General features: G+C 42.0%; 21 protein-coding genes. 3 read left to right on the top strand and 18 right to left on the bottom strand.

Annotation, left to right across the window (positions count from 1 at the left end; genetic code table 11):
* Positions 1-216: 216 nt before the first annotated feature.
* Positions 217-564 carry a four-helix bundle copper-binding protein gene (locus MKX35_RS16865; RefSeq protein ID WP_042128424.1) on the bottom strand — a complete coding sequence of 116 codons (348 nt, stop codon included), beginning with the start codon at positions 562-564 and terminating at the stop codon, positions 217-219.
* Between the two features lie 94 nt (positions 565-658).
* Positions 659-1684: a CobW family GTP-binding protein gene (locus MKX35_RS16860; protein ID WP_076298838.1), complete on the bottom strand. Its 1026-nt coding sequence runs from the start codon at positions 1682-1684 to the stop codon at positions 659-661.
* 172 nt (positions 1685-1856) lie between these two features.
* Between MKX35_RS16860 and MKX35_RS16855 the strand changes: the two genes are divergently transcribed.
* Together MKX35_RS16855 and MKX35_RS16850 are read left to right on the top strand one after the other, a co-directional pair.
* A complete protein-coding gene (locus tag MKX35_RS16855) occupies positions 1857-2369 on the top strand; it encodes a MogA/MoaB family molybdenum cofactor biosynthesis protein (protein WP_179086664.1) in 513 nt (170 codons plus the stop codon).
* A 99-nt stretch (positions 2370-2468) separates the two neighbouring features.
* Positions 2469-2681 carry a hypothetical protein gene (locus MKX35_RS16850; protein WP_076283489.1) on the top strand — a complete coding sequence of 71 codons (213 nt, stop codon included), beginning with the start codon at positions 2469-2471 and terminating at the stop codon, positions 2679-2681.
* A gap of 1044 nt (positions 2682-3725) precedes the next feature.
* On the opposite strand, the gene MKX35_RS16845 is transcribed toward MKX35_RS16850, so the two are convergent.
* The 9 genes from MKX35_RS16845 to MKX35_RS16805 all read right to left on the bottom strand — a co-directional run bounded on the left by MKX35_RS16845 (position 3726) and on the right by MKX35_RS16805 (position 17035).
* Positions 3726-5795: a serine hydrolase gene (locus tag MKX35_RS16845; RefSeq protein WP_076298836.1), complete on the bottom strand. Its 2070-nt coding sequence runs from the start codon at positions 5793-5795 to the stop codon at positions 3726-3728.
* Positions 5796-6065: 270 nt separating this feature from the next.
* Positions 6066-6620: a DUF1700 domain-containing protein gene (locus MKX35_RS16840; RefSeq protein ID WP_076298835.1), complete on the bottom strand. Its 555-nt coding sequence runs from the start codon at positions 6618-6620 to the stop codon at positions 6066-6068.
* Between the two features lie 133 nt (positions 6621-6753).
* Positions 6754-7926 (bottom strand): serine hydrolase domain-containing protein, encoded by a 1173-nt coding sequence (locus tag MKX35_RS16835; protein ID WP_076298834.1) that lies wholly within the window; start codon positions 7924-7926, stop codon positions 6754-6756.
* A 76-nt stretch (positions 7927-8002) separates the two neighbouring features.
* Positions 8003-10057 carry a serine hydrolase domain-containing protein gene (locus tag MKX35_RS16830; protein WP_076298833.1) on the bottom strand — a complete coding sequence of 685 codons (2055 nt, stop codon included), beginning with the start codon at positions 10055-10057 and terminating at the stop codon, positions 8003-8005.
* Positions 10058-10178: 121 nt separating this feature from the next.
* On the bottom strand, positions 10179-11465 hold the full coding sequence (locus MKX35_RS16825; protein ID WP_076298832.1) for a sensor histidine kinase: 1287 nt from the start codon (positions 11463-11465) through the stop codon (positions 10179-10181).
* Between the two features lies 1 nt (position 11466).
* Positions 11467-12207, bottom strand: coding sequence for a LytR/AlgR family response regulator transcription factor (locus MKX35_RS16820; protein ID WP_076283482.1), 741 nt, complete (start codon positions 12205-12207; stop codon positions 11467-11469).
* 787 nt (positions 12208-12994) lie between these two features.
* A complete protein-coding gene (locus MKX35_RS16815) occupies positions 12995-13639 on the bottom strand; it encodes a hypothetical protein (protein ID WP_076298831.1) in 645 nt (214 codons plus the stop codon).
* Positions 13640-13692: 53 nt separating this feature from the next.
* Positions 13693-15999, bottom strand: coding sequence for a thiamine pyrophosphate-dependent enzyme (locus MKX35_RS16810; protein ID WP_076298830.1), 2307 nt, complete (start codon positions 15997-15999; stop codon positions 13693-13695).
* 25 nt (positions 16000-16024) lie between these two features.
* Positions 16025-17035, bottom strand: coding sequence for a 2-oxoacid:acceptor oxidoreductase family protein (locus MKX35_RS16805; protein WP_076283479.1), 1011 nt, complete (start codon positions 17033-17035; stop codon positions 16025-16027).
* A 322-nt stretch (positions 17036-17357) separates the two neighbouring features.
* Between MKX35_RS16805 and MKX35_RS16800 the strand changes: the two genes are divergently transcribed.
* Positions 17358-18701: an amino acid permease gene (locus MKX35_RS16800; protein ID WP_076298829.1), complete on the top strand. Its 1344-nt coding sequence runs from the start codon at positions 17358-17360 to the stop codon at positions 18699-18701.
* A 110-nt stretch (positions 18702-18811) separates the two neighbouring features.
* Here the strand turns inward: MKX35_RS16800 and MKX35_RS16795 are convergent, their stop codons facing one another.
* The 7 genes from MKX35_RS16795 to MKX35_RS16765 form a co-directional block, all read right to left on the bottom strand.
* Positions 18812-19501 (bottom strand): DUF6273 domain-containing protein, encoded by a 690-nt coding sequence (locus MKX35_RS16795; protein WP_076298828.1) that lies wholly within the window; start codon positions 19499-19501, stop codon positions 18812-18814.
* Positions 19502-19601: 100 nt separating this feature from the next.
* The gene (locus MKX35_RS16790) at positions 19602-21053 is read right to left on the bottom strand and encodes a nicotinate phosphoribosyltransferase (RefSeq protein ID WP_076283476.1); all 1452 of its coding nucleotides are present in this window, start codon (positions 21051-21053) and stop codon (positions 19602-19604) included.
* Positions 21054-21105: 52 nt separating this feature from the next.
* The gene (locus tag MKX35_RS16785) at positions 21106-21645 is read right to left on the bottom strand and encodes a cysteine hydrolase family protein (RefSeq protein WP_076298827.1); all 540 of its coding nucleotides are present in this window, start codon (positions 21643-21645) and stop codon (positions 21106-21108) included.
* A 30-nt stretch (positions 21646-21675) separates the two neighbouring features.
* Positions 21676-22446, bottom strand: coding sequence for an NUDIX domain-containing protein (locus MKX35_RS16780; RefSeq protein ID WP_042128449.1), 771 nt, complete (start codon positions 22444-22446; stop codon positions 21676-21678).
* Between the two features lie 165 nt (positions 22447-22611).
* Positions 22612-23076: a RicAFT regulatory complex protein RicA family protein gene (locus MKX35_RS16775; protein WP_445667671.1), complete on the bottom strand. Its 465-nt coding sequence runs from the start codon at positions 23074-23076 to the stop codon at positions 22612-22614.
* Positions 23077-23089: 13 nt separating this feature from the next.
* Positions 23090-24676: a tRNA (N6-isopentenyl adenosine(37)-C2)-methylthiotransferase MiaB gene (miaB, locus tag MKX35_RS16770; RefSeq protein WP_042188958.1), complete on the bottom strand. Its 1587-nt coding sequence runs from the start codon at positions 24674-24676 to the stop codon at positions 23090-23092.
* 403 nt (positions 24677-25079) lie between these two features.
* Positions 25080-26300 carry a VWA domain-containing protein gene (locus tag MKX35_RS16765; RefSeq protein WP_076298826.1) on the bottom strand — a complete coding sequence of 407 codons (1221 nt, stop codon included), beginning with the start codon at positions 26298-26300 and terminating at the stop codon, positions 25080-25082.
* Position 26301 lies beyond the last annotated feature (1 nt).

Genomic DNA, 26301 nt, shown 5'->3' with positions numbered 1-26301 from the left:
TGCCAGAGCTATAATAAACTGATATCATCCAGGTGATTCGGAGAAGTTTATGTTCGCTTCATATCTACTGTTAATTCTCCAGTTCCCTACATATTTCCTCTTCTAGAAACGAAATTTAATCTAGCCTTGTGCTAAAAAGAAAAACAGACCATGCTGTACATCCACAGCAATGGTCTGGTCATTTGCTTATTATATAGTTAGGTTGGGTATACAACCTTACGCGTATACTTCAACCGCATCGCTAATCAAACGACACGCCTCAGCACATCTACGGCAGGCATCAATACATTCCTGACAATGTGTATGTATATGCTTGCTGCTTTCATCTGCACAGGCTTCACAAATTTCGGCACACAGACGGAGAATTCCGGCTACAAACGGACTTTGGCGAGTCATCGCTTGTACGGCATATGAACAAATATCCGCACATTCACGATCTAGCCGCATGCTTTCACGCAGAGAAGCAAGATCATATTCTTTTAGGCTTGAGACATAGCTATAATTACAGGCATTCATACTTTCTAAACAAGCGTCAATGCACTCCTGATATTGAATTCGGGTCATAGCCTTAAACCTCCTGTATTTTTATAGGGTATGCGATACTATTAACCTACAAGATTAGGAATGAACCATTACAACTTCTGACAAGGAGATCTGATTATAGACTTCTCTTAACTGTACTAGGACGAACGAAGGTACGTCCCTCCATCTCCAGTAACCTAGTGCGCAGTTCATTTGATGAGAAATGTTCGCCGATAAATACGGCAACGTCAGGCACTTCGCCTTGTGGTGTGATTTTCATAAAATCAGCTTCACGATAGGCATATTGGAAAAGAAACCGGCTGGAGGTGTCATTAAAGGTCACAATACCTTTAGCTCTATAAACATCACGCGGCAATTCCTTAACGAACTGTTCGAATTCTTCACTGTTTACTGGACGTTTAAAATAATGTGTGTACGTCATCACATGATCGTGGCTAGTATGTGTGCCACCAGTAGTGTGTTCATCTTCATCATGCATGAAGCTTTCGCTTGCGTCCTCAACCTCTTCCAGCTGTTTATCCGTAAGAACTCCACCTGCATCACGCAGCAGTTCCTCCGGTTCCACCTCACAACGCACAGTTGGCAGAATGGGTGCATAAGCGTTCCATTTCCGCAGTACAGCGTTAACCTCTTCCGCCTCTTCAGCGGTTACACGGTCAATTTTATTCAATAGCAAGACAGAAGCGCAGCGAATCTGCTCCTGCATCAAACGATAAGTTGCCCCCTGCTGTGCGCGATACAGTTCAAGAAGATGCGCGGCGTCAACGACGGTGATCAAGCTTTTTAGTTCTACTTTTTGATACAACGAAATCTCGGTTACGCCATCCACAATTTCCAGCGGATTCGCAGCGCCTGTTGCCTCGATCACTACGACATCCGGAGTCTCCTTCTTGATCAGTGTTGCGAGTTCTGTACTAAGATCACTTCGGATAGAACAGCATATGCATCCACCAAGTAGTTCTGCCATAGGGACAGTTTGCTCAACTAACAATCCATCTAAATTCACTTCACCCAGCTCATTCATCACTACTGCAGGGCGTAAACCCTGATTTTTCCAATGATCTAGTAGGCGCTGCAGCAGTGTTGTTTTGCCGCTCCCCAGAAATCCTGACAATATATACACAGGTACGACCTGTTCCATGTTTCATCGCTCCCCAGCAAATTACAGTTATGTGTAGCGAGTGTACTACATGCGCGCGAAGCACGCAAGCGGCACCCCAAATTCCTGCTGAATTCTGTGAGTACAAGTAAGCTTGTCTTTGCTTCTGCCATACCCTATCATGATAACATCTCTAATCTAGGAGTTGAGCCATTTGTCATCTGTTGAAGAACATCGGAAAGAATCGCCTCAAACCGTTTCCTGCTATATCATTACTGTCTCGGACACCAGAACTATTGAAACAGATACCGGAGGAGCTTTGATTAAATCTATGCTCGAAGAAGCCGGGTATGAAGTGATAGGCAGCACCATTACGAAAGATAATTATCAAGATATTCGTGAGCTATTATATAAATGTGTTGACCACGCCGGAATAGAAGCTGTACTTCTGACTGGTGGAACAGGGATTTCTCCACGGGATACGACGTATGAAGCTGTTGCCTCTTTGCTAGATAAAACATTACCTGGCTTCGGTGAGATTTTTCGGATGCTAAGCTTCACAGAGGACATCGGTTCGGCAGCTATTCTTAGTCGAGCCATTGCAGGCACCATGGGAAAGACCGCTATCTTTTCTATGCCCGGCTCTACTGGAGCCGTAAAACTGGCTATGGAACGGCTAATTATCCCGGAACTTCGCCATGTTATGCGTGAAATTTACAAGCGTTAAGCAAATACCCATTTTTAAATACAATAGACAAACAACCAAGCAGGCTTTTGTTCTGTGCGTATAATACGGTAAGTCCACACACAAAAGGAGCTGAAGGAAATGTCTGAATGTCCAAAATGCCCAGCCCAAACGGTTACTGACCCACCTAAGGTGGTTTATCAAGATCACTTCCACCCACAAGTAGTAAATGTGATTCATCCAATTGAAATCGTAAGACGTCACCACTGTGTACCCGTACCTCGCCATTGCTACACCTATTCTGTTAAAGATGTATTTGTGGATAACTCCATGATGCCTAGAGGCGGAAGATAACTCTACTTCACAACACTATTAAAAGTCCCCTATATGTGAGAGACAGACTCGTGCTAAATGCATTGGGTCTTCTCTCGCTTTTTTCTGTCAAAAAACAATTCAAATTCATACTCTAAACTAAATTCGATATTGAGGCTACGGTTTCCCAAAAAGAGGAAATCGATAGTTTAATGGATGAGTTATTCGAGGAATAGTAGTTATGCCCCGGGGAAAGTTTCCGGGGCGTTTTTTATGTAGTTACCTTAACCACATCATCGATCTTAATCCAATCATAGTCATATTCTATTTGCAGTTTGATCCGCCGTAGTTGCCTGTCTATTGCGATCACAACACTCCCCTGTTCTTAATATCTTGAACTGGTTCAAATTGAGTGATTGTTATCTGCTCCCGATACTGTTTCGAGTAAGCGAGCACTTGATTAATGTGGACAAATCATAGTGACGTAATCATCAAGATGATTTACGCCTTTTCTTATGCATTCCAGCTCTATAGGCCAGTATTTCTTCATATAGTCCATCTTTATCTCCCCCTTTTCATGTTTTTGGACATAAAAAAAGCCTTGAAATGAAAAAAAGGCATAACCAAAAAATGGCCACACTTTTTCAACCTCAAGGCATATTCTATAAGTTGTCAATTAAGACAACAGCTCCTTCTCCAGCTGAACATAAGACAGCGGAGAAAATGAATGTGTTTCGTAATGAGGTGATTATATCCTAATCATTGTAAACGGGCAATAGCGTAGGCAGATTCTTTCAATCCCCTTCTATTGCCCCATATTTACATTCATTTTTAAGCTTTTTCTAAAAAAATTTGTTGCTGTTTAAGGAAAGGGAAAGTAAAGGTTTAGATCGACCAAATAATAAAATACGGAAACCATAGATTATAGCCTGTCGATATTTTATTGAACAATAGTGTCCCATCCCTCACGAATAGAATGTGCTAAGCGCTAAGGTAGTGAAAAATAAAACTGGAAAGAAACAACAAGTTAGTCATGGTTGGAGATTCCGTAACGGCGCGAATGCGGCTGTAACGGCCGATAAGCGATTAAGGAACAAATAGAATCTTGTCAATGAAATAGGAGGCTTCTTGGCGAAGCAAAGGTTCTTTGGAGTGGAAATCGACTGAACCGTCAGAATTGATTATTGTGACCGGATCCGTAACTCCGGCAGCAACAAGCTTGCTTACGGCCTTGATAGCCGAATCATCGGTTTTACCTGCCAATCGGACCTCATCGCCAAGCGGCCATGGAAGAGGAATGCGCGTTAAGATGACGGCCATTTCTTCCCGAGTTATCGTGCGATCCGGTTCAAATCGGTCTCCGGTCTCCTCCTCCAACCAATGCTGCTCGACCGCTGCCTGTATCTCTTTGAAGGCAAAATGGTGTTCGATATCCGTATAACCGGATTTCGATTTGGAGGGCGGATAGCCGAAAGCATGCAGCAGCATTGTGATGAATTCCGCACGGGTCACGGACGCCTTCGGGTCAAAGCTGCGCCCATCTCTTCCATTAATGATATCAAGCGAATGGAGCTTTTCTATAGACGGTTGGTAGGGGCTTTCTTTCGAGACATCGGAAAACAACGCTTTTTCCTGTATTTTGGGCGAATAGGTTATCGGGGACTTGGAGGGTCTATACATATAAGCAATACCTCCATCCTTTTGTTCAAGAAATGCTATTTTCTTCCCGTGGTCATCCATAAACAACAAGGGATCTATCTTTTTCAAAGTAGTCTTGCCATTCCTCAATTTGTATCTGTCTTCCGCTACAAGTTGTCCGTTATTGTACGTAATTCTAGTCACAAATGACGGGGTATGCAGGTCTTTGTATAATCCGATATAACGCGCGGCTTGCTGTTCTGTAAGAGGTGATACCGATTCAGGCATCTCAGTGCTCTTCGGATAATAATGGTCCATAAAAGCAGCATACAAATCCGAGCGCAATTCGGAATCATTATTATAAATGACGAACATCCCCGTTTTGCGCTCAGGCAGTAGCCATGTAAAAGAGGCATGTCCGGGGATGTTCCCACCTTTGCTGACGACATACTGACCATTCGACAGTTCATTAAAAATGCTTTCAAATCCATAGCTTGTTATAGGTATGGCCGGATGAGCGAAAACGGAAAACTTGCTCATTCGTTGAACACTTTGTTCACTTAACATTTGCCGATCTCCGGCCTTTCCTTTTTGTAGAAGCATGATCATGAATTTAGCCATATCGCTTCCGGTGGACAACATTCCGCCCTGAGGCATGTCCGTAGGATAAAGGCCATACTCCGGATATGGCGTGCCTTCCGGATCGTAAGCTGCAGCCATTCGGGCTTTAAGCTCTGGGGTTACAAGATCATGGGAAGAATTCATGCCGAGTGGTTGAAAGATGTTTTTATCCATGTATTCATGAAAAGGGAGCCCAGTAACTTGTTCCACGGCATATCCCGCCAAAGCAAAAGCATAATCGTCATACTGGTAGGCTTCCCCCGGCGTCCGGACGATGGTTGGCATTCGATCCATTAAGAAATCTCGAAGAGAATTCTCTTGATTGAGAAGATCGGGCGAGGCGTCATCGTCTTTTTCATATGGGAAATCGAACCCAGTCATGTGGGTCAGCATATTTTCCAAAGTTAGCTGTTTACCTGTCGAATTTGGTATTGTGATACCTCCGAGATATGATTGGATGTCCTGATCCAGCTTGATCTTCCCTTGGTCTGCAAGCTGCAGCACAGCCGCAGCTGTAAGCGTCTTAGAAATGGAACCGATGCGAAAAACGGTATTGGAATCTACTGGGGTTTTGCTTTCTTTGTTTGCATACCCGTATCCTTTGGATAAAACCACTTGTCCGTCCTGAACGACGACGAACATGGCCCCCGGAACATTGAACTTCTTCAGGCTTTTCCCAAAGTAATTGTCCGCGAAGGCCTCCACTTCTTTGGGGTCAACCGGACCGCTTGGAGCAGCAGGAACAGCTGCAGTCTGAATCGCTGTGATTGTTTGTCCCTTAAGAGGGAGCTGTTCCGCACTGACACTATACCCTCCGACCAAAGCAATTAAGTAAGTCACAGCTAGAGACGTGCTTAGCGTTACAGCGAGCACTTTTGAAACTCTTTTTTTACGCATTAGAAAATCCTCCGTCAATGAAATTAGTATAGGCTAGAAGTACCCTCTCAGTGTAATATGATGAATTATTTCCCCGCACAGTCTTCCGAATAGTTCATCACCTAGCCTAAGGTCAAGCAAAAAAAGGTCAGACCTCTGCAGCTAACTCCGATGGCTACGGTGTGCCTTTCGATTGTTTCGATTGCGATTGACGATATATGCCTACAAAAAAATAGGCCAGCCAGAAATCGGGGTACGGTCGGTCTATGAATGACCGACGCGCCCGGTTCATTATATTAATTTCTTTTTCTGACTAATTGCCTGAATATATTTAATAGTAAGCTTCCATAAGACTTTCCCAAACCAAAACATTAACACTCCAATCACAATAGAAATTGGCAAGGAATACATTGGGCTTGGTGTAAATGCTCCCATTTCGATTGTTATTCCCCCAATATCAAATCCCATATGTTGTCCGACAAATTTAAGAATTCCGCCTATCGGCGTAATAACTCCACCAATCATTAAAGCAATGGAAAGAGTACTGATGAACGGCAAGAGTAAGATACCACTGACACCTACAAAACTGTTACAAAGAGCAAATATTGCACCAAATTTACGCCAACTAAATTTACTGTTCATTGAAATGGCTTTACCTAAGTATACTTTCGCTAATTCTTTTGGGCTTCCTAACCGTTCGATGATTTGCTCAGTAGATACACCATTATTTTGCAATTCAAGTATTACACTTTTGATTTCTTTTAAAATGTCAATACGCTCGGAATCGGTCATCGATTTCAAATGATTGTCAATTTTCATTAGATAATCATTCATAATTTTATCCATAATTTAACTCTCCTTTGATTACTGATATAGCTGTTAATAAATTATCATAATCTTCAAATAAGGGACCAACCCCTTGTATTGCGCAGAATTTATCCGTATTTTCCATTTTCCATTTTCCATTTTTCATTTTTTCCTACTTGCTAAATTCAGCAAGTAAAATACTTTTAAACGGATTAGGACTGTTATCTCTACCCAAACTGTTCAAACTGACGACCAACGTATGATTGCCTCCAAGTGTACCTCCCGCAATCGTAGAAAACCCTAGAATACCACCTGTGTGTCCCCATATCGAGACACCGTCTGGAAGCTTAGTTTCAAAGATTCCAAGACCATATCCATCGATTCCTGCTCTTCCTGTAGGAACTGTAGTAAGCATTTGTTTTAGTTGCTGTTTCTTGAGTAATTTGCCACCAAGCAAGGAAGAGAAGAATTTATTTAAGTTATCAGCAGTAGAAATCATATCTCCAGCCGAGCTACCTGCACTTGGATTATAATAAGTAACGTCTTTTATCTCACTTGCTTCGTCTGGTTGGGAATATCCCCGAGCATGCTTGGTGCCTGGAATAACGCTTGAATTGCCAGGTAGGAATGTATCCGATAATTCAAGCGGTTCAATAATCCGATTCTCAATCTCTTCCGCGTAGCTGTTTCCGGTTACTTTTTCAATAAGAATACCCAGTAATACGTATCCCGTGTTTGAATAAGACCAGCCCTTTCCTGGGACAAAGTCTGGGGGCAGAGAAATCCCCATCTTCACTATTTCATCAGCCGTATACGATTTTTTTGTATCCATAAAATCAGCGTCTTTTGACCTTGAGTATTCAGCGATACCACTTGTATGGTTCAATATCTGCCGGATGGTAATCTGTTTACCATTATATCCGTTTCCTTGAATGACACCGGGCAGCCATTTTTCGATGGAGTCGTTTAGATTTAAGCGGTTCTCTCCAGCTAATTGAAGTACAACCGTTGCGGTGAACGTCTTCGTCACGCTGCCAATGCGAAATCGAAAATCTGTTTCCATTGGTTTCTTGGTGCTCAGATTCGCTACCCCAGCGGCATAACCCCAAGTTTTTCCACCCTCAGAAGTTTTAGCAAGTATCCCCGGGAATCCAAGTTGCAATGTATCCCGCATTGCTTGCTTGACGGAATTATGATCTCGTTGAGTGGTTGTTGTTTGTAACGAACTAGATACATTTTGAGTGGGTTCTGCTTTTATAATTGAGCTTGACGATGTGTATAGCAGGGAACTTCCAGTTATTAAAAGGGCCAGACTTGCAAATGTAATTTGACTACGTATTTTCATAAGGCATTCCTCTTCTCAATTAATATTGTAAGTTTGTAATCATCTTCCTAATTGTTGTTTTACAAAGTTGAGTCGTCTATTTATTCATCAAATTAATTTTAAATTTATCGCCCTCATTACCACCAAAAACGATCATCCCACCTTCAGGTAGAACTACCGAATGATTGCTCGTTGCCTTTGAAAAGTTCACAACGATTCCATCTGCGTCATAAACGGCAAATCCTCCACTCACTGGAGTTTCAACGTTCATGACTCGATTGGCTGATTGATCATCAATTCTATACCATACAGCCTGAACACCCGATGGTATGATGCAAAACGAGTCGTTCCCTTCATAAATGGGTTGAATAGCATCTTCACTAATATAGGATTGTCCGTCGATCTTTAAATACTCTTTATGGTTCTCATTATAGAAATTCAAATCGAAAGCATCTCTTCCGTTCAAAGTAGGAATCTCAATTACATTTACTGCTTTGTTCTCGTCAACAATTTTAGTGCCGGTTGCGTATCCATGGTTGATATCAACGGATATATTTTTTGCCAAAAGCGATTTGCTCAAGTACAACATTGAAGTTATCTTTTCATCCAAAGAGTAGTAGTTTTTTCCATTTCTATGTTCCCATATCGTTTTAGTTGACTGACTTAGAGGATTGGAATCTAATTTTTGATATTCGTAGGTTACCGCAACTGTTTGACCTAATCCTGGAGTATCCGTATAAGCGTTAAGTTTTAAATAGGTTGTTCCATTCTTCTGGTGGTCAAAGCTTATGGTTGCATTCCCATCGTTGTTTTTAAATTGTCCTTTGCCCGTATATACATATTTTTGAGGCGGTATCGATCCAAATCCTAGATCGGGTAAATCAATCTCTCCGTTCTTTATCTCCAGATTTACCGTTTTACCTACGGTACCGTATAATCCAGAGTAAGCAAGCAAATCGGATGGCATTTCCACTTTCAATGGAGGTTCAAATGTTTTTTTAGGTAGGATTTCTTTAATGATGCCTTTGGCGCTTATATATTCTAATAAAATATTAGATGCAAATATACTATTGTAAATACCACTACCTCCCGATGAAAGTACAGCTATAGAAATGTCATGTTCGGGTAGGGTAGTCAAAGCAGCGTGATACATATACGTATCTCCACCTTTGAATAATGCGGTTATTCCGTAATCACTAAATGGTGCTAAACGGACGGCATCCCAACCCAGGCCATAATTAATGGTGTTTGTCTCTTCAGAAACCCAAACTCCCTTTCTATACTCATGACTTTGCATAGCCATTGCTGACTTCTCAGATAAAATATCCGTTCGATTCCCGATTAATACTTCAGCAAACTTACTTACTTCTTCGGCCGTGGAGTAGATGCCTCCTGTCCCAATGAGATTGGCATTCTCGGTGGGTAAAGCTTGATCGATCCCGGGAAAATAAGTTTTTGTGAGTCTGTCTCTATCAAACGAATCACGTGGTGTTTGGGTAGAGGTTAATTGAAGAGGCTTGCTAATATGGGTTTCAAGAAATTCGCTGTAACTTAAACCGCTCACTCTTTCAACCAAGATTTCAAGCAGTTGAAAACCATCATTACAATATACCGAAAATTCGCCGGGGTTTGACTTTAAGTTATCTGATTGTAATTTGACCAATAATTCATCATGATTTTTCGTATCATTATCATCAAACAAAAAACTATTCCCATAGTGACTACCGTAAATTCCTGAAGAATGATTCATCAACATGCGTGGCGTAATCTCTTTATATCGTTCATCTGCCATTTTAAAGTCCTTAATGTACGTGGTTAGTGGTTGATCAATATCAATTTGATTAAAATCAGCTAGCATCATCGTTGCAGCAGACACATACGTTTTACTTACTGAGCCTATTCCAAACATCGTCTCTTTGGTTATCGGACTCTTGGTCGCTTTATCGTAGACACCAGCGCTATCCGATAAAACAATGGATCCATGATCCATAATTGCATACTGTAATCCACTTGCACCATAATCGGACACAATCTTCGCAGCCAGCTCCTGTGCCTTTTCTTTTACAGTATCATTATTCGTTAGAGCAAAAGCAGGGGTGACTGGTATTGCAAAAAGTATTGCAGTCATTACTACGGAAACCATCTTCTTCATTATTAATCCCTCCTCGTATTCCTTCTAGATGTGACTTACTGAAATCATCATACAAGGAAGAACGCCGTTAGAATGAAAATCGCCCTGAAACGCAAAAAACAATCCCTAAACAACAGGTTGTTTAGGGATTGTTGGTATATAATGGTATTAGTGCCATATTATTAAATACTTTATGTTTCGTTTCAATGGTCATATGACCACCGTACTTGTCGCAGATTCTAGCTATGTTCGTTAATCCGATACCATGAAATTCCGGGTTTGATTTTTGGCTGTTTAAGTGGGTAACTTCATTCTCCATATGATTCATGATGTGAATGAGAAGGGTAGACTCGGTAGAATGTATTTTTATAAGAATGTACCTATCTTCTGCGATCTTCAACTTTTTAGAAGCCTCTATTGCGTTATCTAGCATATTTCCAATGACAACACATAAGTCATAACGGTCAATATGGACTTTTTGTGAACATAAGCTAAGCTTTGTATCTATTCTTATGCCATTGGCTTGTCCAATATTAAGTGTATTTGTGACAAGGGCATCTATAACTAGATTCCCTGTGTTTACCCGTTGATAAGCCCCTTCAGCTTTATTTAATGTAGTCTTAATATGTTCCCTTGCTGCTGCTAACTCATTTCGCTCAATACACTCTTCAATATACAAAAACTGTTGATTCGTATCATGAATGATTCTTTTAATGGATTTAAAGCTGTGAACGACTTTTTCGTAATTCGCATCCTGATGGTCCATCTGCTGTTGCAGCTGAGCATTCTCATGCATGAATTGAAATTTATCAATGATATTATCAAAAACATAGAAAATCATAACGTTTAAGAATAGTAATACAATGACGGATATGAAAGAATAGGCGTCCTTATAAGTTAGAATATTCAGTTGGTTTATACTTACGATAGGAATAACTGAAAAAAATATGTAGTAACGATAATCCAAAGAGTAACTTCTACGTTTTGCAAGTAGACGTATGATCTGAATGATAGCAAACATGATCATGCAACTGAGTAAAATAGCTTTTGTGTAGGCTATTTGATCATATTCATTTACAGGGTCAAAGCTAAACTCAATTGAATATAGGGTATAAAAAATATAAAGGGATATAAAATTAACGAGAGATATTAAAACACCGTAAAACATAGAAAAAATGATCTTGTCTTTAATTTTTACTTGATAAGATTGTGCAAAACTAAATATCATGAGCAAAGGTAGAATCAAAGATAAAATAGGAGAGATGGGAATAACCAGATACATGTAATCAAGCAACCCAAACATAATGAAATAAATAAATCGGTTATGTTTTTTAGCTGATTTATCAAACACCGAGTTGAAGAAAAAATTAATTTGAACACCCATCACAAGTACAATGCTAAAGACAATAGGAAAATTATTTTGAATCATATCAATCGACCTTCATAATCATAAATTTGGTGTAAGTATCTTTAACCTCATTAATTTTAGAACGACCTATGGGTAATTCCAACCCATTGGACATTAGAACAACTCCGCTAGAAAATTTCTTCACATGAAGCAGATTAATAATAATAGAACGATGGATTTGCAAGAAGTTACAGTCTTTTAAGGCCAAAGCATAATCTGAAATGATGCCTTTGCTTTCATAGGTTTGATTAGTGGTCGTAAAATGTAGTTTGCTTTTTATAGTTAAGCTTTTGGCAGCTTGAATACTAATGAGGTCATCATATTTTAAAACGATTTCTTCATAGGTTGACTTGATAACCATAAACTTTTTATCAAGTGCTTGAAAGTATTGGCATATCTTGATCATTTTCTCCTCCAAGATCGAAGGAGCAATGGGTTTTATCAAATACTGAAATGTCATGACATCAAAACTTTCCACCATATATTCAGGATAGCTTGTCAGAAAAATAATTTGTTCATCTAGGTTATTTAACTCTCTTATTTTTCGGGCTGTTTGAATTCCGTTTATCCCCCCCATTTCAATATCCAAAATTAAAATATGGAATGGAGTTTCAAAGCGCTCATAATGGGATACCAATTGCTCTCCCGAGCCGAATAATTCAATTTCAAAATCTATATTAGTCTTTATCGACAAAGTAATCAGGATACTTTTGACAAGCTCTCTTTGTTTTTCCTCATCATCGCAAATAGCCACTCTATACAAAAATAATACACCTCTCATTTTCTATACCTTTATTCTAAAACTCCATATAAACATGATACAACCTTTTGACTTTGTATAGATAGCTTTTGGATGAAATGCAAATTAAAATCCCTCAACACCACATGAACGAATATTTCCTTGACTGCATCTTACCCATTTTCAGAGGTGTTGTGAATGTCTTTTTTATAACATCCATATGGAGTTAAGCTGCAATTCCAAGCTGTTTTAGATCAGGTATTTCCTGAATATAAGGGTCTATTTGGGGGTTTACATTCTGTTGTATCTTTGAAAACATTGTTGACGTTCCCTACCTCAGATGAAGTTCTGAGCGCTGGAGAGGAAAAATTAACAGAGATGATGGCATCTTTATGTGTACGAAGATCCTGTCCGTTTTCATTGAGTCCTTATGGCAAATCGAGAGACCGTTGTTAAGCGGCTTATAAGCGCAGTTAATCAAATCCACCGCTGGGTCGACTAATCGCTCACTGTAAATGCCGAAATGTCGAATAAACCTGCAAAAGTACATCTTTAAATGATACGTGGCGGACTAAAGTATAGATTCCTGCAAATTCACAGTAATTATTGCTTAAGAATAAGTCTTCGTGTCATAAGTACGGATATTCCTGTATATTCGCAGGTTTCCACCTAATAAAAGAAGAAATCTGCGCAAAAAGATGCACATTTGCAGTTTTCTTTTGTCTAGCGAAAGGTTTGTATGACTATGAGAAATAAATTCCATTCTAGGTTGTGAGTCGGTGCTCACGATTTATCTTTGTTAAACTCAGAATCAGGGAATCATCGGAGTCCATGTTTTAAGGCGGTCAAACTCATAGATCGTTCGGAGATGATAGGGTTCTTTTTCATGCTCTCTTTCAAAAACACCCATGTACCCAACCTCATTAAATACAACATATTCAAGAGTAACCAATGGATCGGGACGATTAATTTGCCAATAATAATGTAATTCTAACGGCGCCTTGTACCATAACCAATCTAAATCTTGAAGAGCTACATTTCTGTGTTGGAGAACCCATATACTGAAGACTACATGAGGATCGTCTACAGGTATTTCTGAGTTTGGATTTTTATCTTTTAAATGATTTGCTGCCTTCTGAAGTACATTGTTAACATCTGATTCAATTTTAAAATTAGAAACGGCTTTAACCTGATTAAATTGCTCCGTATATTTGTTACTCTCCGAAAGCGCTTTGATTTGTTGAAAACTAATCTTAGGGGTATAGAAAATGACGAAGACGGTAATCAACCCAAACATTAGCGCCTTTGCGTAAAGAAACTTTTTCTTTTTATTCATATAAATCAAGCCCATGATAAAACCCACAGGAATCAGTAATCCAAATAAGACAACAGTAATGAAACAAAAAAACAGATCCATAAAATCCAGCTCAATAGTATCAGTCCTCCCTTCTTTCATTATATACAAAACACCCGACAGACGAATCTGCCGGGTGTTTTATCATTTATATTTTACAAATCAGGATGCTCATGTTTCGCTTTCAGACGATTCCAGCGACGCTCCACTTCTGCCTCGAAGCTGCGTAAAGCTGGCTCATTCTCAGGCTTCAGTAAATGACGGGTTTTGCCCATTGTCTTCAACCAAGCGGAGAGCTCAACGCGTTTGCCCTTATCCTCTGGATTGTACGTAATATTCGTAGAACCGTGCTCCACTTCATATAGAGGGAAGAAGCAAGATTCAACAGCCAGCGAAACGATGTTGGTACCCTCTTTATCCTCAGACATCCAGTTCAGTGGGCATGCGATCAGGATTTTACCGTACACAAGTCCTTCGTTCTGAGCGTACCATTGTGCTTTTGCCGCTTTCTTCACAAGATCCTGCGGGTAAGCTTCGGAACCTGTGAAGACATATGGAATGTTAGTAGCTGCCATGATTTGCGCAGTATCCTTATGCTGTGTAACTTTACCTTGCTGATTCTTACCAATGCTGGATGTAGATGTACGATGACCCAGTGGTGTGGAATAGGACTGCTGTGCACCTGTGTTCATGTAACCTTCGTTATCGTACTCTACGATAATCATTTTGTGACCGCGTAGTGCAGCCCCAATCGCAGGTCCCATTCCGATGTCCATACCGCCATCACCAGTTACCATTACAAATGTGAAGTCGTCTTGAAGCCCAAGTCCGTCCAATTCACCACGGCGTTTGCGTTCCCAGAACATTTCTACGACACCGGATAAGGTAGCTGCACCATTTTGGAACAGGTTATGAATAAACGTAGATTTATGAGAAGAATATGGATAACCCGTAGTTGTTACCATCGCACAACCCGTGTGATAAAGCGCTACGATATCCCCTTCGATGCCTTTGAAGAACGTCTCCAGTCCTGAGAAAATCCCACAGCCTGGACAAGCGCCATGACCTGGTGCAAGCCGTTTAGGTTTCTTCGTCAAGCTGCGCAGTGGGGGTATCCGCACACTTAATTTCCCTGTTGCTTCATCCTGTTTAACCGTAATTAATCCTGTCTTCAGCGAATCAAAGTCCATCGGCTTCAATAGACGCTGTGGCGCTTTGTCCGGTGCACCTGGATTGTGACCATAGTAGTCAAATGGAACTTCAACACGGTCTGCAGCAACGGCATCCAATGCTAATTGGAAGAATGCATGACCATCTTCTGCGTAGAAGTCCTTACCGCCCAACCCGTAAATACGGCTAATTACCTTTGTAGTAGTGTTACCATAGGTGAACAAGGCTGCCTTGATCTCATTTACCATATTACCGCCGTGACCACCAACCGAATCCGCACGGTCGCCTACGGTGATTGCCTTAACATTTTTCAGCGCTTCAGCCATTTGCTTCTGCGGGAAAGGACGAATCATATTCGGCGAAATTGCACCTGCTTTGATCCCTTGCAAACGAAGCTGATCCACAACATCTTTAATAATCTCTGAGGCAGAGTTCATCAAGAATACGGCTACTTCCGCATCTTCCATCCGATACTCTTCGATCATTGGATAGTGGCGTCCAGTCAATTCAGCGAATTCCTTAGCAATTTCTTCGAAGACTTCACCCGCATTATACATCGCTACCGACTGCTGATAACGGTTGTTGATATAATCAGGTTCGTTCATGTAAGGACCTACGGTAACTGGATTATTGCGGTCTAGTGTATCTGTGAAGCCTACCGGTGGTTGTGGGCCAACGAATTTATGAACATCCTCACGGTGAGTAAATGCCTGTACTCGACGTTTCTGGTGAGAAGTAAAATACCCATCTGATGCTACCATTACTGGAAGACGCACTTTGGCGTGCTCAGCAAGCTTAAGTGCCATCAGATTCATATCATAAACGGATTGTGGATCACGGCACATCAGAATCGGCCAGCCCGTATTTAGCGCAAAATACAAATCAGAATGGTCACCATGAATATTAAGCGGACCGGATATCGAGCGGCAGATCAAATTCATTACCATAGGCATCCGTGTACCAGCTTGTACCGGCAATTGCTCTAGCATGAACATATAACCTTGAGCACTGGTAGCATTAAATACACGTCCACCAGCCGTCGAAGCCCCATAACAGATTCCTGCAGAACTGTGTTCGCCATCTGATGGAATAAGCATAATATCATGCTGACCGTTCGCTTTCATGGTATCTAGAAATTGAGCGACTTCTGTCGATGGGGAGATCGGAAAATAACCCATGACATGATAATTTATCTGATGGGCTGCATAAGCCGCCATTTCATTGCCGGATTCATATAGGAATTTCTGCTCAACCTTCGTAGAGCTTACTTCTTTTTCATAATCAATAGCCACGTGTGTTCCACCTTTCCTCCGTTAATTAAGCCTCAGTAACAAGATCAAAAATATGCCGGACCGTATGGCTCTCAGCGTAGCCATCTTCCTCGCGTTCGCCAGACAAAGCCGTTGTAGGACAAGCTTCTACGCATTTTAAACAGCCTTTGCAGTATTGATAATCGATGCCTTGCAGGAACATTTGCGGACGTCCCTTCTTATCAGGCTGCTCATCCCAAACAAAACATAAATCAGGACATACTGTATCGCACTGCGCACAATGAATACAATCCTCTAATTTAAAATGAGGCAATAAACCGGATCTTGAAATGCTAAGATTCTTTAAAAAGCTGCTGCCAGGATTCGTAATGGTACCACCAATAGGCTGAGTTTCATAACCTAAGGCCGAAATATCGGACCGAACGAACTCAGGCATAATCGCACCTTCAGGCAAAGGGAAATGCATGAAAGTAACTTCATTAAATCCACGTTCGAAAGTAGTTAGTGCGGATTGAACAGCCTGCGGATATTTTTTGCCAAGTGATTTCTCGATAACCCCCTTCATAATTTCAGGATCCAAGAAATCACACATCCGGAACAACGCACCTAACATTGCCATGTTTACGCGGTTCTTCTCATCTAATGCGATCGATGTAGCATCAACGACAGCTATAGTTCCTGCCATCATGTTCAGGGAGGACTTCAATTCTTCTGGCGACTTAGCCGAGTTCACTAGCACCGTGCTATGATCATAAATTCCGCTAGTCACGTTGACGGTCTTTGCCAACGCTTCATGGAATATGCCTACGACGTGAGGTCGTTCTACCGGTGAAGTGTCACGAATATGTGTGTTCAAATCACAAAAACGGATATGTGCCTTTACCGCTGATCCCTTTTTCTCAGAACCATAGGATGAAAAGCTCACTCCATTCATTCCAGCACCGACAACGCCTGCTTCTGCAAGCATTTTACCAGCTAAGTTCGCGCCTAGCCCTCCAATTGATTCCAGACGAATCTCAAAAAATCCGAGTTCGTTCACTTTTGGTAACTGTACCACCGACATAGCCCCTTTCAGAATGTCATCAGTATAATATCCTTTTGACTTTTTCAACGATTGTATCTTGATTTTGCAAGTCGCGAAGTGACAAATCTTGCATTTTCCATGTGTTACCTAAGCTTATTTAGCTACTTTTATTTAGCAATAAAATTAAAAATTAAGATGTTAAATTCATCACATTCTGCATGATAAATATCACACTCCAGTGAAAAGTCGCGCCTCTTCATAAAAATGTGTGTTATTTTTACTTTTCAACTAGTCCGTTTCAGGATAAACTGATGCTTGGTGTAATTTTTCGAAGACAGCTTAGGAGGCATTAATTGTGAAGTCAAACGAAGCATCATTACAGAAGAAATTGCTTCCTCGGCATATCAGCTTTATGGCGATGGGCGGAGTAATCGGTACGGGGATTTTTAAAGGAAGTTCTGAGACCATAAGTATTGCCGGACCTGCGGTTATTCTTACTTATGTATTAGCAGGCCTGCTACTCTTAGTGGTCATGGGGGCAATAGCCGAAATGGCTACGGTGTACCCGAATAGGAATATGAAGGACTTCATACGTGAGGCTTTTGGAGAACGACTCTCCTTTATCGTGGGCTGGTTATATTGCTTCATGTGGTTGACCGTTTGTGTGATTGAAGTGCTGGCAGCAGGCAGCTTCTTGCAATACTGGTTACCGGATGTTCCTTTATGGCTGCTCAGTCTTGCAAGTGGCGCTTTAATTATCGGCATCAACATGATGAGTGTAGGTGGTTATGGAGAAACGGAGTTTTGGTTAGCAGGTATCAAAATTGCTATGATCATCATCTTCATTATCTTAGGAAGCTCATTAATTTTCGGGCTGTTGCCAATGACTGAAGCTACGCCTTACTTACACAACTTTACAGACTATGGTGGATTTCTCCCACGAGGCTGGACCCCCATCTTCTCTGCCCTTCTTGTCGTTATGTTCTCCTACGGTGGGTCAGAGTTGATTGGACTTACCTTGACGGAGACACAGGATGCAGAAAAGGTCTTACCTAAGGTTGTCAAAAGCTTCATTCTGCGCGTTATTCTGTTCTATACCTTGCCGATCCTAATCATCTGTGGATTAATACCATGGAATCAACTGAATGAGCATACAAGCCCGTTTGTTCAGGTATTAGCCGCAACAGGACTTAAGGGTGCCGATCACATCATGAACTTTATTCTGATTACAGCGGTGCTCTCTGCGGCCAATTCTGGTATTTATGGCGCCACTCGGATGCTGCATTCTATGGCGTCACAGGGCGAAGCACCACGCAGCTTGGCAAAAACCTCTGCAAAAGGTGTACCCATCAACAGTCTGAAGCTCTGTGCCGTTGTTCTTGTTATTGGTTCCTTGTTAGCGTACTTCGCCCAGGATGGATTGTTCCGTTTGCTAATGGCTGTTCCAGGCTTTGTGGTTATTCTCGTATGGATCAGCATTTGTATGTCACAACTTAAACTGAGAAAATCTTATCCGAAAGAACCAACCTTTAAGGTATGGGGATTCCCTTATATAACCGTTGTTACACTGGTTTGTTTAACTGTTATCGCGGTTTCTTTTCTCTTCGATGTTCAGAACCGTATCAGTATAGGAACATGCCTAGCAGTTCTGTTGATGCTTACGATCTGGTCCTTCGTGAAATTTAAGAAGAAAAACTGAAGTATTTAGCTTGGCTGATGTATCAAAAAGAGGTGTATCCCTTGTTCTTCACACTAGCGAAGAGAGGGACACGCCTCTTTTTAATTATTGCCACTCTAAACCGATTGTCTTTATCGTGGAAGATTAATTACCATAGCGGGACGGACGCCGTCACGGGCTACACTGACATTCGCATAGCTGCGAATACTGTAACTCGGTCCGACAAAAAACGCACGCGAAGGTTTGTTTCCCTGTGTTCGCAGCCACCACCAAGAGCAGCCAACCTCTTCGCCGTCTTTGATTATATAGTTATCTTTATCCGTTTTATCATATACGTATAAGCTGCATCCATCGTGCTTTTTCATTTTAGCAAATTCCGTGCCAACTGCACGCCGTAGTTCTTTTCCGTGTATCTCTGAGAATGCCTTTATCTCATCAACGCTAAGCAAAAAAACGTTGTCCTCTGTATCTGGGGTACCCTCTCCGTTATCTGAGCAACGGGTCGTCTTTATTAATTCCTTCTCGGCAGCATTGAATGCGCTGTTATAGAATTCATCGTTCAGCCACTCACGCAAATCACAGTCGTGCCACGTAATATCCACGCAATCACGCCATTTAATATCTGCGCTCTTGCCGTGATACCTCTTACATTCCAAAATGTACTCGCTCAAAACGAACAGTTCGCTATCTGAATTATGGAGAACACGCCATTCAATCGGCAGCTCTTTACCATCCTTCGATTGTGAATACTTACCGAAAGTAATGATTTCGCCTGGCTTAACGTTCCTGTTCGGCGCTAAAGCAAGCTTCCCCTTTTCCATTAAGTTCTCCTCCTTATTTACAAGCCTCTGAAAAAACAAAAAAACGCGGGTATATCACTCTCCCGCGTTAACACTGTTGACAGAATTAATCCTGCAAAATCTATTCAATATCCGGTCGTATATGCTCAGCGATTAATTGCTGCTTGCTAGTCCAGACCTTTTCACTCAAATTCACCCGATATACTTCGGGATTCAGCTTACGTTGATACTCCGGCCAGAATAGGTCCTTTTGCTCCCGATGATAACGGCGAACCTCATTCAAATCCGGCAAAGTATACACTTGAAATCCGTTAACGTATATCGGTTCTAGCATAGGCAATGCCTCGTAACGCTCAACATACTTATGCATGTATGGATGCAGCGGATTAAACAGCTTCAACCGCGCACCGTTACGTGGAGCTTCCTCTTCTGGAAAGCAGATATAATCCGCAAGCGCTTTGCCATTTTTACCGATAATCCGGAATACGTCCTTCTTGCCAGGCGTGGATACTTTTTCAGGATTGGAGGAAATCTTGATCGTCGGGATCATTTCTCCAGTAGCGGACTCAATTTCCACCAGCTTATAGACGCCACCCAGAGAGGGTTGGTCAGAGGCGGTGATTAGTTGTGTACCCACTCCCCAAGTATCAATTGCTGCGCCTTGCAGCTTCAGATCCATGATCGTGTTCTCATCTAAATCGTTGGAAGCGACTATCTTCACATAATCCAGGCCAGCATCATCCAACATCTTACGCGCTTGACGGGATAGATAAGCCAAGTCACCGCTATCCAAACGGATACCGACCATTTTTTTACCTTGTGCCTCAAGCTTCTTGGCTGTATTGATTGCATTAGGCACCCCACTACGGAGTGTATCGAAGGTGTCGACCAATAGCGTAACTTCGTCCGGCATCACCTTAGCATAGGCATCAAAAGCCTCCTGCTCGCTGCCAAAGCTCTGAACCCAGGAATGTGCATGTGTTCCCTTGGTCGGAATACTAAACATTTTGCCTGCCAGCATGTTTGAAGTAGCATCAAAGCCGCCAATATAGGCTGCTCTAGCCCCCCACACCGCTGCATCGGCTTCTTGCGCACGCCGGGTACCAAACTCCAGCAAGATGTCATTCGGAGCCACCTGCTTAATTCGTGAAGCCTTAGTAGCGATCAACGTCTGGTAGTTCATGAAGTTCAGAATGGCGGTCTCCACCAGCTGAGCCTCCATAATTGTCCCTTCCACACGGATTAATGGCTCATCTGGAAAAATCAAAGCGCCTTCTTTCATCGAATGAACGGTTCCCTGAAAATGAAACTGCAACAGTTCCTCCAAAAAAGCGGGAGCATAGTTTTCTTCTTGCTCAGACAAATAACGGATATCATCTTCGGTAAACCGTAAGCCGCCGATATAACCAACAATACGCTCTAACCCTGCGAACACAGCATAGCCGTTACCGAAAGGTAGCTTACGGAAATAAGCCTCAAATACAGCCTTCCGTTTATGAGTTCCATTCACCCAGTGAGCGTACATCATATTGATCTGATATTTATCCGTATGTAGCGCAAGTTCTCTTCTCAAGTCCTCATCTCCTAATATCTACGCTGCTATATGTGTATGTTCTGTTCTAGTATTATGCCTTAACAACGTCTGCTCCTAAACTTCCCCGGAAATGTTCTAACGCCCAAGTATGTCCATTTGGATTAAAGCTGGCAACTGCATCTTCATGCACAATAATTGCAAACCCTTTGTTATATGCATCCACTGCTGTGTGCAGTACACAAATATCGGTGCAGACCCCAATTAAATGAAGTTCAGTAACGCCACGCTCCCGCAGCTTGATTTCCAGATCAGTTCCACTAAAAGCGCTATAACGCGTTTTGTCCATCCAATAGATGGAATCGCGGTTGTGCTCATACACAGATTTCAAACTTCCGAACAACTCACGTCCTTCACTCCCGCGTATATTATGAGGAGGAAAAAGTTTGCTCTCCGGGTGGTAAGAGTCATTCTCTTCATGTAAATCCACGGCCATAACGACATAATCGCCACTTTGGACAAACTCCGACGTTAATTGGCTGATTCTAGGCTCGATATCTACGGCTGGCTGGCCAACCGGCAGATTTCCGTTAACAAAATCATTCGTAAAGTCGATCACTATTAGTGCTCTCATGAGATTAATCCCCTCTCCTGATTTAAGCCACTACGTGTAGATGGATAACAAAGGCTCATGATCTGTGAACATATAGAGCTGAGCGGGACGCTGGGAGTATTGATTTGAACTAAGCGCATTTCCCTCTTCATCTCTTACTTCTTTTAATATACCCTGACGACTACGTGTTGAAGTGATTTTACGAATAAAATTCGGTTCCTTAAATTCCGGCACTACCGTTTGAATGACTTGATAGAGCTCACTAAGGGTAAAATGTCTAGGTAAAAACTGTCTTGCGATCGTAGTCTGGAGCATTTGTTGTTGAATACGCAAGTATGCATCCTTGATGATATCATGGTGGTCAAAAGCGAGCTCCAGCTCTTCAAGTGCTTCCTGCAACGTAAATAAACCTACCTCGCCAGCATCATCCGAAGCTTGTCTTTGCTCCAACATCCATTCTTCTACAAGGGCAAAAAAAGCATGACTGATAATCCATCCGCGAGGGTCGCGACCTGGTGTACTGTAAACGCCCAGATATTCCAAATGACCACCATCTACACCAGTCTCTTCTTTCAGTTCACGTGTAGCCGCAGCATAAATGGACTCATCCTCCTGACAGAATCCGCCTGGGAGAGCCCACATTCCAGCACATGGCCATTTCTTTCGTCTAATTAACATTACCTTAAGCTCACGTAAGGGAAGCGTCTTCGTGACCGTCTTACGTTCGCGTTTGGTCAGTGTAAACATTACGATGTCGGCCGGAACTCCGTCCGGTGTACGATATTTTTTGGCGTTATAGGTTTGTTCCCCATTTTCGCTCATATTTGCCCCATCCTTTTCCGAAGCTATAATTTTACTAAATCGTATCTTTAAATGTACCAAACCTTAACTTCTAAAATCAACAACTGGACATAGAAAGATTAGGATTATGTATAGTGTGAAACTTAAAGGGGCGGATCTGCATCCGCCCCCTAAACTGAGTGTGGGTTATCCGCATGTGGTCGGAGGCGCCTCGGTGCCGGCTTCCACATTTATTTTTTCCGAAACGGTATCTCTAATCACGGAAATGACAAGCTGGAGTAGATAATTGATGTCACTCTGGCTCTGCTGAAATTCGTTCACGACTGGAATGCCGTCAATTTCATCCTGCAACACTTCAATTTCACGCTCGATCTTGGCTACCATATCTTTATTTTTAAAGCTTTCGAAGGCGACAATCTCCTTCTGCTTTTTCTTAATCGTTGCAATCAGACCTTGTACACGCTCGTGGTTCAGGATTTTTTGCTCAGCCTGCTGAAAATGCTTTACTTCTTCACTTGTCGAGATCAATGTAGCCAGTTCTTTGGCTTTACCCATAATATCCTCGCGTACGATCAAGTCACGGGTATTATAAGTCTTCATTCCATATTTATTCAAACGTTGTTCCTCTGTACTCACAAGCCATCTCCCCATTCGTATGTGATGATTAATGAACAGCAGCAGCTTCTGCCACAATATCCCCTTTGATGTACCATGTTTTGGTATCTGTAATTCTCACTTTTACAAATGTGCCAATAAGCTCCTTCGAACCTTCAAAATGGACCAGCTTGTTCGCACGGGAACGGCCAGAAAGGACTTCCGAGTTATTCTTACTCTCGCCTTCTACCAGTACCTCGACGACTTCACCTAGCATACGGTCATTAATGATCCGGCTATTCTCTTTAATGAGATCATTGAGTCTTTGCAGACGTTCGCTCTTCACTGACATCGGTACATTGTCCTCCATAGCAGCTGCAGGGGTACCTTCACGAGGTGAATAAATGAACGTATATGCCATATCATACCCAACCTCGCGCACTAGCGAAAGAGTATCTTCGAATTGCTCATCCGTCTCACCAGGGAAACCAACGATAATATCGGTACTTAATACCGCATTAGGCACACTTATCTTGATCTTACGAACTAACTCCAGATAAGCTTCACGAGTATATTTACGACTCATTTTCTTAAGTACGGCAGTACTTCCCGATTGAACCGGCAGATGGATATGCTCCACCAGGTTGCCGCCTTTGCCGAGTACTTCAATCAATTTATCGTCAAAATCACGTGGATGCGATGTCATGAAGCGGATGCGCGGGATATCAATTAAACGCATATCATCCATTAGGTCACCAAAGGTGTAATCGATGTCTGTAAAATCCTTACCGTATGCGTTTACGTTCTGCCCCAGCAAAGTCACTTCCTTGAATCCTTGACGCGCTAGCTCTCTTACTTCAGCAATGACGTCCTCCGGACGGCGGCTGCGTTCTTTTCCTCGTGTAAAAGGTACGATACAGTACGTACAGAACTTATCACAGCCATACATAATGTTTACCCAAGCCCGCATACCTTCACGTTTTTTCGGTAAGTTCTCAATAATATCGCCCTCTTTAGACCATACCTCCACCACAAGCTCTTTACTGAATACAGCTTCTTTAATGAGGTGTGGCAGACGGTGAATATTATGCGTACCGAAGATCATATCCACGAATCCATGCTTAGACATAATTCGATTAACTACGCCTTCCTCCTGCGACATGCAGCCACACACGCCCAGCAAAAGACCTGGCTTCTCAATCTTCAAGTTCTTAAGGTGACCAAGCTCTCCAAACACCTTATCCTCGGCATTCTCGCGAATCGCACAAGTATTGAGCAGAATGAGATCCGCATGATTCCGATCATCGACGCTTTTGTAGCCCATCTGTTCCAACAGGCCCTTCATCGTTTCCGTGTCATGCTCATTCATTTGGCAGCCATAAGTCGTTATATGATAATATTTGTCTACTCCGAAATTCTGCATCTCTTCAGGAATCTCGAAATCATAATGCACTTCTATTTCTTCCTTGCCACGCCGTTTTCCTTCTTTATAATCAGGCTGGCTATTAATTTGAACGTTTCTTCCTTTAATCCGATAAGTAATCTTACCTTCTTCTTCACTAATTACCTTCGCATCGCTAAAATCAAAATATTTCGAATAATCTTTCGAACCCTTGCCGGATTTTAAGTCCGGTGAGTTATGGTTCCCCTTAGTCATGCTGTTTTCACGTCCTCTATCTAAAATGTAGCTTATTGATGTTTTAACCTAATATAAAATTATAGCACATTCTATAACATTACATCCATCTTAGATGTCAATCCCATTATGCACTGATTTAGGCTTATCAAGCAAAAACTTAACTTGCGTATTTTTTTGAAAAATCAGGTCTATTTTACCACAGCGTGAGAGCAGAGCATACTCTAAATGAAAATTTTAATAGGTCAGGATAATTGCTTTTCTAAAGACTTTCATAAAAAAAATACCCTGCCGACGAGCGACAGGGCCAAATTATATTCTATAAAGGGGGGTATGATATTTATATACGCCACAAAAACTGTAATGAATCACAGTTCTTGTCTGAATATCGCTTTTAATGAAACTTGTAATAGCACGACTCTTGTTAAATCCCTTTTGTACCAAGTTTCTTTGCTAATTCAGTAAGATCCTGTCCTTTTAGTGCACCTTCTACTAACTGTGGCAGCAGTGCAGGTGTACACGCAAAACAGGGTGTTCCATCGCGAGTCAAAGATCTCGCCACATGCTCATCATAGAAAGGTTTGCCTTCATCAGATAAAGCCAGCAAGCACATCGTTCTAACTCCAGATTCCTTCAGATGACGCATACGACGGATTAAGCCTGCCTGGTTCCCACCTTCATAAAGATCCGAAATCACGATAAATAATGTCTTCTTCGGTTGATCAATAAACTGTTCGCAATAAGCAACAGACTTTTGTATATCTGTACCGCCACCTAACTGAATCCCGAATAACATGTCAACAGGATCGTTCGCACATTGCTCTGTCAGATCAACGACCTCTGTATCAAATACAACTACTCGGGTACTAAGCGATGGGATGCTTGCAAAAATAGAACCAACTACTGAAGCCCAAATAATTGATTCTGCCATAGAACCACTCTGATCGATATCCACAATGACTGTCCATTCCTTACTGCGTCTTGCCCGATCATAAAAGTAGAATCTCTCAGGGATAATCTGTTGTCGCTCTGCATCATAATGCTTCAGATTGCGTTTTATCGTCCGTGTCCAGTCTATACCACTAAGTGACGGTAATGGAGAATGCTCTCTGCGATTCAGTGCACCCGTCACCGCCCGACGCAGATCTTCCTCCATACGCTTTACAAGATCATCCACAACTGCCTTCACTAACAGGCGAGCCGTATCTTTTGTCTTCTCAGGAATTTTCCCTTTTAGCGAAAGTAGTGTACCTACTAGCTGTATATCAGGCTTCACTGTTGCCAGAACTTCCGGCTCAAACAATAATTGCTTCCAGCCCTTCCGCTCCATCGCATCATGTTGAATAACCGATACGATATCCTCTGGGAAGAAATTGCGAACATCTCCTAACCATTTTGCCAACCGGGGTGCAGATTTACCTGATCCCGCTCCTCTTTGTCCCGTAGCCGAAGAGTTAGCAGCACCACTATTTACGATATCGCTCGTCTCATCATAGATAGCAGCCAGTGCTTGGTCCATGATGAGTTCATCTTCAGACAGGTGAATACTTGCGTTTCCGCTAGAAACCGTCAATTGCGCTTCTGCAGACTGACCAAGAATAAGGCGCCACCGAGCTACAACACTTGAATCCACGGATGTACTCATC

The organism is Paenibacillus sp. FSL R5-0923 (assembly GCF_038009145.1).
Lineage (GTDB): Bacteria > Bacillota > Bacilli > Paenibacillales > Paenibacillaceae > Paenibacillus_AQ.
The sequence above is the reverse complement of the archived record's forward strand: the minus strand, read 5'-3'. Positions and strand labels throughout refer to the sequence as shown.

Coding starts and splice junctions, on each gene's coding strand:
- MKX35_RS16825 (WP_076298832.1), bottom strand. CDS start 11,465: ATGATTCAAAATAATTTTCCTATTGTCTTTAGCATTGTACTTGTGATG.
- MKX35_RS16765 (WP_076298826.1), bottom strand. CDS start 26,300: ATGAGTACATCCGTGGATTCAAGTGTTGTAGCTCGGTGGCGCCTTATT.
- MKX35_RS16775 (WP_445667671.1), bottom strand. CDS start 23,076: ATGGGGAGATGGCTTGTGAGTACAGAGGAACAACGTTTGAATAAATAT.
- MKX35_RS16840 (WP_076298835.1), bottom strand. CDS start 6,620: ATGGATAAAATTATGAATGATTATCTAATGAAAATTGACAATCATTTG.
- MKX35_RS16850 (WP_076283489.1), top strand. CDS start 2,469: ATGTCTGAATGTCCAAAATGCCCAGCCCAAACGGTTACTGACCCACCT.
- MKX35_RS16865 (WP_042128424.1), bottom strand. CDS start 564: ATGACCCGAATTCAATATCAGGAGTGCATTGACGCTTGTTTAGAAAGT.
- MKX35_RS16815 (WP_076298831.1), bottom strand. CDS start 13,639: ATGAAAGAAGGGAGGACTGATACTATTGAGCTGGATTTTATGGATCTG.
- MKX35_RS16830 (WP_076298833.1), bottom strand. CDS start 10,057: ATGAAGAAGATGGTTTCCGTAGTAATGACTGCAATACTTTTTGCAATA.
- MKX35_RS16795 (WP_076298828.1), bottom strand. CDS start 19,501: ATGGAAAAGGGGAAGCTTGCTTTAGCGCCGAACAGGAACGTTAAGCCA.
- MKX35_RS16845 (WP_076298836.1), bottom strand. CDS start 5,795: ATGCGTAAAAAAAGAGTTTCAAAAGTGCTCGCTGTAACGCTAAGCACG.
- MKX35_RS16780 (WP_042128449.1), bottom strand. CDS start 22,446: ATGAGCGAAAATGGGGAACAAACCTATAACGCCAAAAAATATCGTACA.
- MKX35_RS16835 (WP_076298834.1), bottom strand. CDS start 7,926: ATGAAAATACGTAGTCAAATTACATTTGCAAGTCTGGCCCTTTTAATA.
- miaB (WP_042188958.1), bottom strand. CDS start 24,676: ATGACTAAGGGGAACCATAACTCACCGGACTTAAAATCCGGCAAGGGT.
- MKX35_RS16785 (WP_076298827.1), bottom strand. CDS start 21,645: ATGAGAGCACTAATAGTGATCGACTTTACGAATGATTTTGTTAACGGA.
- MKX35_RS16860 (WP_076298838.1), bottom strand. CDS start 1,684: ATGGAACAGGTCGTACCTGTGTATATATTGTCAGGATTTCTGGGGAGC.